This window comes from Candidatus Accumulibacter similis, from assembly GCA_013347225.1.
Taxonomy (GTDB): domain Bacteria; phylum Pseudomonadota; class Gammaproteobacteria; order Burkholderiales; family Rhodocyclaceae; genus Accumulibacter; species Accumulibacter similis.
The window spans coordinates 927,469-940,011 of record CP054595.1; the positions used below are offsets into that span (position 1 = coordinate 927,469).

Annotated in this window: 12 protein-coding genes and 1 pseudogene; 1 reads left to right on the forward strand and 12 read right to left on the reverse strand. The window is 63.8% G+C overall.

Annotated elements, in window-relative coordinates:
- Positions 1 to 174 precede the first annotated feature (174 nt).
- From HT579_04150 to HT579_04165, 4 genes are all read right to left on the reverse strand, one after another.
- Positions 175 to 723, reverse strand: coding sequence for a hypothetical protein (locus tag HT579_04150; GenBank protein QKS28197.1), 549 nt, complete (start codon positions 721 to 723; stop codon positions 175 to 177).
- On the reverse strand, positions 677 to 1,144 hold the full coding sequence (locus HT579_04155) for a hypothetical protein (protein ID QKS28198.1): 468 nt from the start codon (positions 1,142 to 1,144) through the stop codon (positions 677 to 679). Before HT579_04155 ends, HT579_04150 begins: the two co-directional genes overlap by 47 nt.
- A 558-nt stretch (positions 1,145 to 1,702) precedes the next feature.
- Complete coding sequence (locus HT579_04160) at positions 1,703 to 3,349, reverse strand: transposase (protein ID QKS28199.1); 1,647 nt, start codon at positions 3,347 to 3,349, stop codon at positions 1,703 to 1,705.
- Between the two features lie 262 nt (positions 3,350 to 3,611).
- Entirely contained in the window at positions 3,612 to 4,229 is a 618-nt protein-coding gene (locus tag HT579_04165; GenBank protein QKS28200.1) for a hypothetical protein, read from the reverse strand.
- 13 nt (positions 4,230 to 4,242) lie between these two features.
- Here HT579_04165 and HT579_04170 point away from each other — a divergent pair.
- Positions 4,243 to 5,396 (forward strand): annotated as a pseudogene (locus tag HT579_04170) (IS3 family transposase).
- A 139-nt stretch (positions 5,397 to 5,535) separates the two neighbouring features.
- Here HT579_04170 and HT579_04175 read toward each other — a convergent pair.
- The 8 genes from HT579_04175 to HT579_04210 all read right to left on the reverse strand — a co-directional run bounded on the left by HT579_04175 (position 5,536) and on the right by HT579_04210 (position 12,542).
- Complete coding sequence (locus tag HT579_04175) at positions 5,536 to 6,354, reverse strand: hypothetical protein (GenBank protein QKS28201.1); 819 nt, start codon at positions 6,352 to 6,354, stop codon at positions 5,536 to 5,538.
- A gap of 361 nt (positions 6,355 to 6,715) precedes the next feature.
- The gene (locus HT579_04180) at positions 6,716 to 6,973 is read right to left on the reverse strand and encodes a hypothetical protein (GenBank protein ID QKS27480.1); all 258 of its coding nucleotides are present in this window, start codon (positions 6,971 to 6,973) and stop codon (positions 6,716 to 6,718) included.
- A 67-nt stretch (positions 6,974 to 7,040) separates the two neighbouring features.
- Positions 7,041 to 7,391 carry a DUF2793 domain-containing protein gene (locus HT579_04185; protein ID QKS28202.1) on the reverse strand — a complete coding sequence of 117 codons (351 nt, stop codon included), beginning with the start codon at positions 7,389 to 7,391 and terminating at the stop codon, positions 7,041 to 7,043.
- Positions 7,391 to 9,595, reverse strand: a complete 2,205-nt coding sequence (locus tag HT579_04190; protein QKS28203.1) for a hypothetical protein — start codon at positions 9,593 to 9,595, stop codon at positions 7,391 to 7,393. The genes HT579_04185 and HT579_04190 overlap by 1 nt, the downstream gene beginning before the upstream one ends.
- Entirely contained in the window at positions 9,592 to 9,801 is a 210-nt protein-coding gene (locus HT579_04195; GenBank protein ID QKS28204.1) for a hypothetical protein, read from the reverse strand. Before HT579_04195 ends, HT579_04190 begins: the two co-directional genes overlap by 4 nt.
- Positions 9,798 to 10,040, reverse strand: coding sequence for a hypothetical protein (locus tag HT579_04200; GenBank protein QKS28205.1), 243 nt, complete (start codon positions 10,038 to 10,040; stop codon positions 9,798 to 9,800). The genes HT579_04195 and HT579_04200 overlap by 4 nt, the downstream gene beginning before the upstream one ends.
- 14 nt (positions 10,041 to 10,054) lie before the next feature.
- Positions 10,055 to 10,852 carry a phage BR0599 family protein gene (locus HT579_04205; protein ID QKS28206.1) on the reverse strand — a complete coding sequence of 266 codons (798 nt, stop codon included), beginning with the start codon at positions 10,850 to 10,852 and terminating at the stop codon, positions 10,055 to 10,057.
- Positions 10,853 to 10,856: 4 nt separating this feature from the next.
- Entirely contained in the window at positions 10,857 to 12,542 is a 1,686-nt protein-coding gene (locus HT579_04210) for a hypothetical protein (protein ID QKS28207.1), read from the reverse strand.
- Position 12,543: the final 1 nt, after the last annotated feature.

Consider the following 12,543-nt stretch of genomic DNA (forward strand, 5'->3'; position numbering starts at 1 on the left):
TAAGAAGATGGTCGGGGCAAGGAGGTAAGATCGAGGAGAGAATATATCCTATGAGAACGAGCAAGAGGCATCCTGCAAGCCCCGAGACCACGATGTACCAGATTACGACACGAGTCATCCTTCCCTCCTTGGACACCAACAAGAAAATCCCGTGTATCTGCCCAGAAAACGCGTCTAATTCGATTGATGCGTCGGACTGGAACCGGTCGTCCTTTTCATCTGTATAAAGTCAATTTCGATACCGTTGCTGCCCCCCACGACGTCGATCGTTAGCGTATGAGATCCATCATTGATATCAATCGGGCCGAGTTGCGGACTCGTGGCGAACTGATTCCAACCGTGTCCATAGTCACCCGTATCGGTAGCCGTAAAGGAGCCAATAGGCCTGCCGTCAAGCTTGACCTTGAGAACCTCGCTGGGCCCAAAGTTGTCATTCGAGTAGCGAATAGTCAAAACGAATCGTCCCCCACCGGAAACTCTGAAATCCCGATTCATGCTTTGCCCCGCGGCCAGTCGCAGCGTGCGTGTCCCCGAAGCCGCCGAGCGCACCATAACGTAGCCGCGGCTGCCAGATTCGCCCTCGATCGTGACTACCTCTGTTGGCGCAGGTCGTTCCAGGAGCTGGAGGCTTCTTGCGTTGTCGGCGGCTTGTGACGAATGCTCACCTGCCACTCCGCTATTCGAAACAAGCACCCCAGAGGTTGCCAACAAGACCACAGACATCAGGTCGCGCCCTTGAAGCTTCGTTTCTTGGAACCAGTTTTCGCGCCAAGGAAATGGCCCACACTTCGGCCGCAATCTGCATGCCCCTTGAGGGCTCTTTCGATGGGGCGACGGTGTGGTGAACAACACTTTGGAAATGCGTACGACATTCTTGCTGAAATGTCTGAGACATCGTATCTTCATCACAGCACCCCTTCACGTCCTTCGCGACCTCATTGACGCCGGCGTCCCGGCGTTCGTCGATGAAGTTTACGATCCAGCGCAATATTGCCCAACCCGGCAGATCACAACTGATCCCGGTAACGACGGTACCGATCACCCCGACCGCCCAATCTCGCGTGGAGCGCGGGGGCTTCATCAGCATCACGACGATGGTCCGATAACAGAGCTCTGCCTGCCGCTGCGCAAAGCTCTGTGCCAATTTGTCTGGAACCTGCCTTAAGCAGCCCTATGCCGCGACCGATGCAGGCTTACCCAGAGCCGCATCGTGGCGCGCGTTGAGTGTGCTGTCAAGGCGGCAGAAGCCCAGCGAAGCGAACCCTTAACAGCGCCCTTGACGCCAATACGCTGATGGGCTTGGGGTGGTTGCGGCTTGTCGCCGCCAGATCCCGAACCTGTCCAGCGACGAAAACTTTCCCGCTCTCGGCTTCAGGGTAGGACGTAGGGGCGTCCGCAGCGCTCAGCTTGGCGTGCTGAGTCCCGTTCCACACAAAACGGACTAAACCCGAATTTCAAGCACGATGAAGTCATGCGCCTTCATGACAACGCATCCTTCAGTCCCTGGGCAACTCGATCGCTTCTCAACGGCAGTGCCAACGTTGGACAATCGCTCTCCCGCTGACGCGTCACTGCCCCCCGCCAAACACCTTCAACTTCACGAACGCCCCAGCGAGCGTTGCCATGACCAGTCCGGTCACCAGCATCCGGACGATCGTCAGCCATGCGGTCTTCTTCGCTTCATTGAACCTATTTTCCTCTGTTAGCCGCTGTCGGGAAGTGGTAAGAGCAGGGTTGGCAACGCAAGAAGCGCCCCTTTGCGCGGCCTGGCGGCCAGGATTCTTTCGATGATGTAACGTACCAAAGCGGTCCAGCGGTCCGGTTTGGTCAACTGTGGCGCATTTGCCTTGATCGTCTCGAAAGCCTTGCGGCCACTGGCGATCATGGCTTTGATCTGGTCGCCGGCGGCATGGGTCAGCGTGATCAGGAGGCGGGATTGCCCGGCATGCTGAGTGAGGCGCGCGACGCCGGCGAGGAGTAGCGGACGGGAGGTGATGGCTTCCCGACGAGTCTTCGGATGGGCGAGGCGAACGTACCAGCTCCACCAGTTGTAGATCAGAGCGACGGCTCGGGCCGACAGGTTGCAGCGCTCGAGATCCTGCGTCGTATAGCCACCCCATCCCCACTGGTTGGTCAGCTCGTCAAAACCGTTCTCGCAGTCGGCCCGATCACGATACAACTGTCCGAGCGCCGCGAGATCGTAATCGCTGTGGGTCACCAGAACGGCGTACTCCCAGTTCTTCGCGAGTTCCTCGCTGTTGCCGAACGGGAGTCTGTGCTGGCCCTTGCCGGCTTTTCGCGCGCGCGCTTTGACGGTCGTCTCAGGCTTCTGGCGGGCGCGCCGGACCACCACCACCCGTCGGGCGCAGGTCCAACCCATCAGCTGGAGGTTGGTCTCCACGGCTTGCTCGCCAGCTCCGACATCCCGCCAGTCGCCGTTCTTCCAAAGACGCTCGATCAACCGAACCACTCCCGCGCTTTGCCGTAGCTTGAAGAGGTAGGGTTGATCGATCGCTTCCAGTTCCTTCATGATCCGCTCGACCCCGAAGCCGATGTCGCCGCGTACCAGGCGTGGACGCGCCTCGGGCGGTAGGCGGCCGAGAATTTCGAGCAGTCGCGGCAAGCCGTGGCACCCTGCGATGGCCTTGCCATTCTGGACTTCGGCATCGAGTACCAGACGCATCCCGGAGATCCAGTACGTGTGAACGACATGGCTTGGCCGACCGGGCTTTACGGGGTTGTAACCGATCTCCGCCCCGGCCTGATGACCATAGAGCACCTTGACCGTCGTGTCGATGTCGAGAATCCACTGCGTCGTCAAGGCTTCTCGAATGCTCTCGCTCAACGCCGTTTCCATCCAGGCGCCGGTCTGCGCCAAACGAGCTTCTCGCTTCAGACGCTCCGCCTCGGAACAGCGCTTCGGTGCGGGTGCCAAGTGCGCGAGCGCGCGCCGCAGACTCTCATCGCTGATGATCGCGCTCATGCCGAGGATCTCCGGCGCCACGCCATCGCTGCGCAGTCCCGTCACATGCGCATACCGGCGTTGTCCATCCAGAATCGACAGCAGCCAAGTGCCCAGTACATTGCGCACAGACGGCGCATTCGGGCTCGTGTACGCCATCGGGCAGCCTTCCAGCCAACGCTCGAACAACCCGGAGAACTCCAGGAACTCCGCGAAGAACGCGAGCTGCCCCAGCGCCGTGGCGCTGCCACCCTCGTCCCAGCGAACCTGAAAGCGGCCCCCTGGTGTCGCCACCCGCAAGGCCTCTGCTACGATCGCCTCCGTCGCACTCAGCGCGTTCTGAACCGCCACCACCACCGCTCTTTGATCGAAGCGCTCCTCACCCATTGGGTGATCCCCCCGTTTCGGCTGAAACCCGCATCACACCACGGTCTCGGCAGGTTTGGCGAGCGTCAACTGGTAGAGTCGAGATGTGGCGCGATAGCCGTAGGTTCGACTTGTCTGTTTCCGTCCCTTTCGTCTGACGGTGCCCAAGTAGCCTGGCCATAGCTTCGTTTCCACATCCCGCTCATCGAACCGGACGTGCAGTTCTCCCGCATCCGGCTCTCGGACAAGACGTCACGCTTTCGCCCACGGAAAGGTCATGGGTTCAGGCTGGCAAACGGATCAGCCCCACCTGTTGGTAGAGGTACCGATCGGGGTAGCGCGTCGCCCCATTGCCGCGAACCTTATGCTTCTTGCACAACCACCGGCGGAGCCGCTGCTTGGCATGGGTGTTGATCGCCCGATAAGCCGGACTCACTGGACCCAGGCAGAAGTAATTCGCCCAGCCAGTCAGTTTGCGGTTCAGACGTCCCACAACAACCTCGGCATCCATGAGGGTTCGGCAACGGTCAGTTTCCTGGGTGACGCTTTCCACCATGCGTTTGATGCTCTTCTGCGAGGGCCGGGTGCCAATGTAGGCGCGCCCGGTCTGCTGGTTGTAGCACCGCCCGAAGGTGTATCCCAGGAAGTCAAACCGCTCTTGCGGTATTTGACACAAATGTGTCTTGTCGTCGTTCACCGTCAGCTTCAGTTTCTCCATCATCCCTCGCATCGCGGCCATGGCATCCTCTGCCCGGCCTTTGCAACAGATCACGAAGTCGTCCGCGTAATTGACGATTTGCGCCGACCAGCGACGCGCGTACCCCAACGTCTTCCATCCGAGGATGAAGCGCCGCATGTACTGGAGTTGACCCTTTTCGGTGGACACCTGATGCTTACGCAACAAGGAGTCCAAGATGCCGCAAAGCAGACCACCGTACCCGGCGGAGTTTCGCCAACAGATCATCGAACTGGCGCAGGCTGGCCGAAGCCCGCAAGAGTTGTCTCGGGAGTTCGGGCCGACCAGCCAGACCATTGTCAATTGGCTGGCGCAAGCAGCCCGCGACGCCGGCAAGCCCTTGCCTGGCAAGGAGGGCTTGAGCAGTACCGAGCGGGCTGAACTGGCCAAGCTGCGCCGGGAGAACCGGCAGCTGAAGATGGAGCGCGACATCTTGGCAAAGGCTACGGCCTGGTTCGCCAGAAGGAGCGAAGGTTCCACCTCGAACTCTTCGAACTCGTGATGGCGCGCCAGGCCGACTTCCCCGTGCGTACCCTGTGCCGCGTGCTGCGTGTCTCGGTCAGCGGCTTCTATGCTTGGCGACAGCGGGCGCCCAGCCCGCGCGCCGTGGCGAATGCCGTGCTGACCGAGCGTATCCGGCTGATCCACAAGGAATCCGGCGGGAGCTACGGCCGCCCCCGGGTTCGGGCCGAACTGCTGGAGCAAGGCGAGACCGTCAGCCAGAAGCGCGTCGCCCGCCTGATGCGCCTGGCGGGCTTGCAGGGCGTGAGCCGCCGCCGTGGCTACGTGGTCACCACCCGGCGTGATCCGGACCGTGATCCGGCGCCCGATCTGGTAAAGCGCCAGTTCGTGGCGGACGCACCCAATCGCCTTTGGGTGGCCGACATGACCTACGTGCCGACCTGGCAGGGCTTCATCTATTTGGCCATGGTGCTGGACGTGTTCAGCCGGCGGGTCGTCGGTTGGTCCATCGGCGAGCATATGCGCACGGAACTCGTGCTTTCGGCGCTCAACATGGCCGTGGCCACGCGCAAACCCCACGGGGTGATCCACCACAGCGACCAAGGCAGCCAGTATTCCGCCCTGGCCTTCGGCAAGCGCTCCCGGGAAATGGGCATCCAGCCGTCCATGGGCACCGTAGGCGATGCCTACGACAACGCCATGGCGGAGAGTTTCTTTGCCAGTCTGGAATGCGAACTGCTGGACCGCAACACCTTCCGCACCAAAACCGAGGCTCGCCTGGCCGTGTTCACCTGGATCGAAGGCTGGTACAACCCGCGCCGGCGCCATTCCGCGCTCGGCTATCTGTCACCCATGAACTACGAAAAGAAACACCACCACTCTGTGCAGTCAGCCAGCCCCGAACCCGGGTTATCCACCGCGCCGCTCGCCTCTGGCCTGAGAGGGGCCAGCGGCGGCGCCGTGGATAACCCTACGCCCGAGGAGGCTCAACCCGCTTGAAAACCAAGCGCTAACCTGTCCACCCGATAGGGGCAACTCCATACAGATTCGACAGCAGCGGTGAAATTGGAGCCCCTTGCGGAGTGCCGCGCCCGGTGTCCCGGCTGGACGTCGTCCGTTGCCGGTGACCGTGTCCGTCGTCCTCTTCCACCGGTGCTTCCAGCCATTGCTTGATGAGGTGTAGAACGTGCCGATCAACGATCCGACGGGCGACGCTCGTCATAAGCTCAAGGTGTGGAATACTATCGAAATAGCCGGATAGATCCGCGTCTATCACTTGCTGGTGTCCAGTGTTCAATAAACGATGAACCGCTTGTACCGCGTCCTGCGCTCCCCGCTCTGCCCGGTACGCGTATTGCTCCGGTTGCAGGTCGGCTTCAAAGATGGGTTCCAGCACAAGCATCGCCGCCGTTTGTACGACTCGGTCGGTGATCGTCGGTATCCCCAAGGGGCGCAGTTTGCCGTTCGGCTTTGGAATCCAGACCCGCTTGACCGCTTCCGGTCGGTAGTCTTTCTTCTTCAGCCGTTCCGCCAGTTCCCCAAGCCAGCGTTCTTCTCCATACGCTTCGATGTCTTCAAAACGCACTCCGTCTACCCCGGCTGCTCCCTTGTTGGCTTTGCAGCTTCGGTAGGCATGATTGAGTACGTCCGGTCGATGAACCTTGTCGTATAGGAGGTAGAACCGGTACCCGGGTTCTTCCTTCGCTTTGGCATGTAACGCCATCTGCAGTTTCTGAACGCTTATTGGAGTTTGCAGGTTGCCCAATCTCCTGTCCCTTTCCGCTTCTTGCGTTGGTCTTGAACTGAGGCCCCTTTCCTCCATCGGCATTACCCGACTTCAACGGTACTACGGGCCTCTCCGCCACCCCATCTCGCCCGGCCTGTCCCTCGCGGGCGTCCGGTTGGTCTTGCGCTTGACCACGTGATGGGGCTTCCCGTGTTTCGTCTGTCTTCCTCTTCCACACATGCCGTCACCACTACCCCGGCGGAACCACAGACTGCGTTTCGCTCGCATTCGTCTGTGACAGCGGCCTTCCCCGTATTCCTGGCGGGTCGGCTTCCGCATCAACCTTTTCGAGGCCTGCTCGGTGTTCATTCACATTACGGCCTGCATGTTCGCCAGGTTCCTTAAAGAACCCTCTATACCGGAGGCTTCAGCCGCTTCGTTACCTCCACGACTGCTCCAGTTGCTACCGGCCGGAGCGAAAGTTGCCGGGCGGGATTCGCACCCGCTGGAAAACAGCGCCTTGGCACGGCGCACAGGAAAATAGGTTGAAGGCATCGAGCAGACTGCGCAGCTCACGGATGTCGTGCGCCGCATCGGGCCCGTCGAGTCCGACGCCGTGCAGGGCGTGTCGGGCTCCGCGCTCGGCGGCGCGCTCGAGCAGTTCCTCGAAGTCATCGCGCGGCATGGACACCATGCCGTCAGTCACGCTGGGCGTGTTCATGTCTTGTCCTCCAGAGAGAAGAAGCCGGCCGCATGGGCGGCTTCCACGGTTTACAAGTCGCGAGCGCTCAGACCGCGATGCCGGCACTCCAACCGGCCGCCTTGTACACTGAGAGCACTGCCTCGTCCTCGATGAAGCACAGCCAGCCCACCTTGGGTACGTGGAACTCCCAGGCCCCGCCGATGCGCACGGCAATTTGGCTGGACCGCCCCGACCAGACGCCGGTCGCTCCTGCCGGGATCAGGTAGCGGTCACCATCGCCCGGGCTCGCCGGCGGCGTACCGAGATCCCGATCTTTCACCGAGAGCCCGACGACCGCACCAAGTCGCCGGAGATTGGCGTCCATGCCGTCCTTCCAGACCGACTCGCCGAGCGTCCAGCCATAGGTGAGCCCCAGATTCGGATCCACACTCGCCATCAGATGCCTCCGTAGTATTTGCCGTAGTGGAGTCCGTAGCCCGCCCGGTCGAACTCGACGATCTGCTTCTGCCACGAGACGTGCCCACCCCGTTCGGCCTCGATCTCGATGCGAACGCGACCGTTGATGCGCGACAGCCCCGAGTCCGCAGCTTCCTCCGCGAGCGTCCAGATGACGCCGGTGCCGGTCAGCCCGACGAGCGTCCTGACGAGCACGCCCTTTTCGTTGAACAGGCGCACGGTCGTCGTCTGCCCCGCCTCGGGCGTGATCGAGCCCTCGGTCTGAAGCACCAGGTAGGCGGTCTGGCTCTGGCGATTGCGGGTGGCCCACGAGATCGAGAGCTCGCCGCTGATCACGCGCGGATAGTGCAGCCCGTTGACCCGCACGTTGCCCGGGCAGTACGGGCGAATGAAGCGCTTGGCCAGCGTCAGGTTCAACTCGGTCGCAGCCGCTTCCGACAAGGTCCCTTTCGGTGTCCGCGGCAAGAGTTTCACCCGCGCGACCTCGTTCTGTACATACTCCGGCGTCAGATAGAACCGCCAGCCGTCGACGAACCACAGGCGAGCTCCCACCGAATGCACCACCGGCACGGTGTCGAGCAGGCCGCGCTCCAGCGTCACCGCCTGCGCGATGAGGTTGATGGCCGTCACCTGCACCCACTCGCCGTCGACCACCGCCGGCGTGCCCGCCTCCACCTCGTCGAGGTCGATCCCACCGGCGATACCCACCGTCCCGTTGGTCGCCGACGGCGGCAAGGACTCGGTCAGCACCGCCGTCGGCGTGAAGGTGCCGAAGCCCTTCGACTGAAACGCCGCGGCTTGATACGCCCGGGCCTCGAATCCGTAGGCATCCGAGTTCGACCGCGCACCACAGGCCGCCACCAGCCCGTCGAGTTCGCCGATGTCGGCGATCAAACTCCGCGACTCACCGGTGAAATCCGCGATCACCGACCAGTACGGCACCTCGTAGAGCATCTGCACCGGGCACGCCCTGGGCATGCTGACCGGCTCGACCCAGCCGGTCGGCGGCGGCACGGCATAGACCGACTGCGGCAAGCCGAAGACGTCCTGCACGCACTCCACTCGCACCGCCCCGTCGGCCAACTCTCCATACGACAGCCGAGCTACCCGCATCGCGATCTCGCTGATCCCGTAGGGCGGCCACGCAAAGGGGATCACATCACCGATGTTCAATAGAGACGCCTGGCGATTGGCGACGAAGACGCCTTTCGCGAGTCCCGACGACAACTGCTTCAACTCGCGCATCGCGACCCGATTGGCGAGCTCTGCCTTCGAGATGCCGGGAAAGTTCACGCTGGTGGCGACCACGCTGCCGGTCATCTGCACCCCGGAGAGGTCCTGCACCGTCACCGACGTATCCTTGTCGGTTTCGCGATCGCGGTAGATCACCGTCACCTGGTTGGTGACTTCGCCCCAGGACGGCCGGGAGAACTCCTCCAGCCGCAGGATGTTCGACGGATCGAAGAGCGGCTGATGGGTCAGCGTGTAATCGGCCCGGGCGAGGCGCAGGGTGAACAGCCCGCTGCGCGGATGGACGTACAGCACCCCGTCGATGTGCTTCAGGATCGCCAGCACGAAGGATTCGATCGTCTCCTCGCGGCTCCACAGCAGCGACAGCCCGAAGCCCTCGCCGTAGAGCGTCGCGGCGGCTCTCGTAAAGCTCGCGTCGTCGAGGTCACTCTCCGGATACCCCATTCCCCAATCGCCGTTCGTCAGGCACTCGCGAATGATGTGCGCCGGATTGGCGTCGCCGTCGATCTCGGCGGTGGATCCGTACCACGCCCAGGGGATGCGTTTCGCGCGCACCGACCACGGCTTGATGTACGGGTTCATCGCCGCCACCCACACCCGTTTCAGGACCAGCGAGAAGACGCCGCGGAAGGCCGGAATCGTGCTGCCGAGAACGCCCTGCAGATAAGCGTTCTTCGCCTGGGTGGCCTCACCCATCAGCACGTCGACCGGGCCCACCACGCCGCCCTCGCGCTCCTCGCCACCGAAGAGCGTGGGGTTGTCGATCTGAATCGTCGTGCTGGCCATGACGTTCCCCGACCACGCCACGCGTTCGCCGACGCGGATCTCGGTCAGCGCATCGACGGGACCGTGACAGAGCGCGAGATGCGCCCCGAGCCCATACCAGTAGCCGACCGTATAGCTCTGCTTGCCCTTGCCGCCACCCCGGCTCATCGATCGTCCTCCGCCCGAATCCCACCCTCGGCCCGATCCGCGAGGCGGATCGCCATCGCATCACCGGTCGCACGCAGCCAGTCGCTGTCGACGCCGTGCTCGACGAACGCCTCCCAAGTCCGCTCCCGGCCATCGAACCAGCGGCGAACGCCCTTGACGCAGTAACCCAACTCACGCGCGTGCGCGATCGTCACCCGCGTGCTCATTTCTTCCCTCCCGACGACTTGCGAATCGTCCGCACCTGTACGTCGCCATACCAGACCACGTTCGGCCCGGACAGCAAGCGCGTGCCGAAGAGCACCGGGATTGGCGCGTCCTGCGAGGCGATCGGCACATCTTTGTCACCAATCTGGCCCGGTTGCGCGTTCTCCGGTGCCTTCGGCCGCGGCGCCAGGAGCGCCGAGAGGACGGTCGTGATGACCCAGACGAGGATCTGTTGCCACATGAGATGGACTCCGATCAGACGATGGCGTCGCCGGTGAAGGGGTTCTTCACCGGGATGAACGGGAAACCGCCGAACTGGTCGAGGTTGTCGAAACGACTCGCGCACTGCCCCAGCGAGTGATCGCAGCCGGCGAAGAGCGACACCGCGTCGCCGACTGCGAGGCTGATCAAGGGCGCGGCGAGCGTCAGGCTCGACCCGCTGTGCACCGTGATTAGCCGCAGCCCCGCGTCCGCCGAGAGCATCCCCGCCGTGAAATACCCGTCAGCCACGGTAGCGGCCGCCGCGACCGTCACCTGCGTGCCGCTGACACTGGCGACGAGCCCATCGACCCGGAAACGCTCGCGCAGCGCCCCGCAGCTCGCCGAGTAGAGCACGTGCCGGCAGAGCAGCTGATAGCGGGCGCGCAGACCGACGCGCTTCAACGACGTGGCGATCGGCTCGCATTTCAGTTGCACCGTCGCGCCCGAGAAGCGCGCCGCACTGACCCGGCCTTTCCAGTAGGTGATGAACTCGGGGTCGGCCCGGTGCCGGCGGTAGATCGTGACGCTGACGATCCCCTCGGGTGGCGCGGCAAGAAACAGCGTCCCCAGCGGGTCGTCACGCGGCAGCGTGATCTCGAGGCCGGTGCGATGGATCTCGTTCGCCTGCTCGATTGCCCCGCGGGTCAGCGTCCGCGGCACATAGGTCTCGGACAGATGGTCCACCGGCCGCTGGCTCGAGGTGTAGCACCAGCGGCGGGTTCCCTGGGCGAAGCGGTAGAGCTCGATCGGGCTGCCCTCGGCGACCGAACGCTCCACCGTTGTATAGCTCATCGCCTCACTCCTTCACCGTCCGTACTTCCAGCACCGCCTGAACGATCCCGTCCGTCTCCCAGAACAGTTCCTGCGCGTCGGCTTCCAGCCGCACGAGGTCGAGAAACGAGATCCTGAGCACGTCCTGCACGGCTAGCGTCACGCCCAGGGTTGAATCGAGCGTCAGCAGTTCCTCATCCGCCGAGATCTCGCTGCCGCCGGTGATGCGCCGGTAATCGGTCCGGCCGCCGGTCGCGTGGATCACCAGGTTGCGCCGGATCGTCGGAGTCGCGAGGTACCGCGCGTAGCCGATGTTCTTCACCGCCAGGTGCTGGTCGGCGGCGTGGATCGGTCGGGTCACCTCGACATCCGACTGCCCCGACGACAGCCAGAACGGCACGGCGCGCCCCTGACGCGCGTGCAACCAGGCGCGGAAGGCCTGGATCGTCGCGCGATTGCCGAAGGTGAACCGCAGCCGCTTCCCCATCACCGGGTGGCCGCTGAGGTCGTCGAGGGTCACCGGCCCGGTGCCATAGTCGAGGAGGGCGAGCTTGCGACGCCAGGTGTCGGTGAGATCCTCGATCCGGTTCGGACGCCATGCCAGCACGCGATAACCCTGGTAGGTGCTCGGGCCATCGATCGCCGACACGGGGCTCGGATCCTCGACCGCAAAGCGCACCCGCGCGCTCGCCAGCGCATCGGTCGGATGCGCGACCAGGACGTCGCCATCGATCCGCGCGAAGCGCGCCGGGAAGACGCGGGTTCCCGCTGGCCAACCGCGCGACAGCGGCTGCTTCAGGGTCAGCGCGTTGCCGGCCAGCGACAGGATCTCGCCGACCTCGTGGTGCTGGTTGTCCGACCAGAAGGCCACCAGGCCGCCGGCATGGTAGTCGGCATTCGCCGCATCGGCTACGCGCACCGCCGTCGCGCCAGCCGACAGCGGGGCGGTGAGCACCGTTTGATCGGTCCACACCGGCACGGCAAAGACCCGCGCCGCCCAGGCGTGCAGCAGCGTCTCCAGCACCCGCACGTCGTGCCCCGCGAGATCGAGCTGGAACTCGAAGCTGCGACGGGGAACGCTGCGCAGCCGGATGCGCTGCTCGCTGCCGTCGTAGGACTCCAGCACATCGGTCAGCCACGCCAGCCGCTCGGTAATGCCGCCCGCCCAGTTCGGGGCGAAGCCGAAGACCACCACGCGGCGGCCGGTCACGGTGAGGGTCGAGCTCGCCCCGTTGCCGAAGCGCAAGACGTAGCGCGCCGACAGGACCGGGCTGCCTTGCGTCGACGCCGCGACGGTATGGACGCGCGACGTCAGCGCGCCATAGACCAGCGGCGGTGGCGGCTGTCCGGTCAGCGACACGCCATCGGCGCCGGTCTCCTCGATCGCGGTCAGGCTGACCGGCGACAGAAACGCGTTCCAGACCTCGACGGCATGGCTCATCGGGCTCACGAGGTTGCCGAAGTCGATCGCTGCCGGCAGCACGTGGATGCGGTGATACCAGTCGTCGCGGAAGCTCCGGTCAGCCGCTCCCGTCAAACCCGCCCGCGGCAGCACGCCCGGCAAGATGAAGCTCGGGATCCCGGCACGATCCAGCCCGACGATCGACGGGACGCCCGCCAGGCTGAGCGTCTGCAGGTTGGCCGAGACCGTGAAGTGACCCCTGGCCAAATGGAGGACGGCAAGGCCCGCCACGCCCATGAGAGTCGCCATC

Coding starts and splice junctions, on each gene's coding strand:
- HT579_04205 (QKS28206.1), bottom strand. CDS start 10,852: ATGAGCTATACAACGGTGGAGCGTTCGGTCGCCGAGGGCAGCCCGATC.
- HT579_04210 (QKS28207.1), bottom strand. CDS start 12,542: ATGGCGACTCTCATGGGCGTGGCGGGCCTTGCCGTCCTCCATTTGGCC.
- HT579_04185 (QKS28202.1), bottom strand. CDS start 7,391: ATGGCGAGTGTGGATCCGAATCTGGGGCTCACCTATGGCTGGACGCTC.
- HT579_04175 (QKS28201.1), bottom strand. CDS start 6,354: ATGCCGATGGAGGAAAGGGGCCTCAGTTCAAGACCAACGCAAGAAGCG.
- HT579_04200 (QKS28205.1), bottom strand. CDS start 10,040: ATGTGGCAACAGATCCTCGTCTGGGTCATCACGACCGTCCTCTCGGCG.
- HT579_04150 (QKS28197.1), bottom strand. CDS start 723: ATGTCTGTGGTCTTGTTGGCAACCTCTGGGGTGCTTGTTTCGAATAGC.
- HT579_04195 (QKS28204.1), bottom strand. CDS start 9,801: ATGAGCACGCGGGTGACGATCGCGCACGCGCGTGAGTTGGGTTACTGC.
- HT579_04160 (QKS28199.1), bottom strand. CDS start 3,349: ATGGGTGAGGAGCGCTTCGATCAAAGAGCGGTGGTGGTGGCGGTTCAG.
- HT579_04190 (QKS28203.1), bottom strand. CDS start 9,595: ATGAGCCGGGGTGGCGGCAAGGGCAAGCAGAGCTATACGGTCGGCTAC.
- HT579_04180 (QKS27480.1), bottom strand. CDS start 6,973: ATGAACACGCCCAGCGTGACTGACGGCATGGTGTCCATGCCGCGCGAT.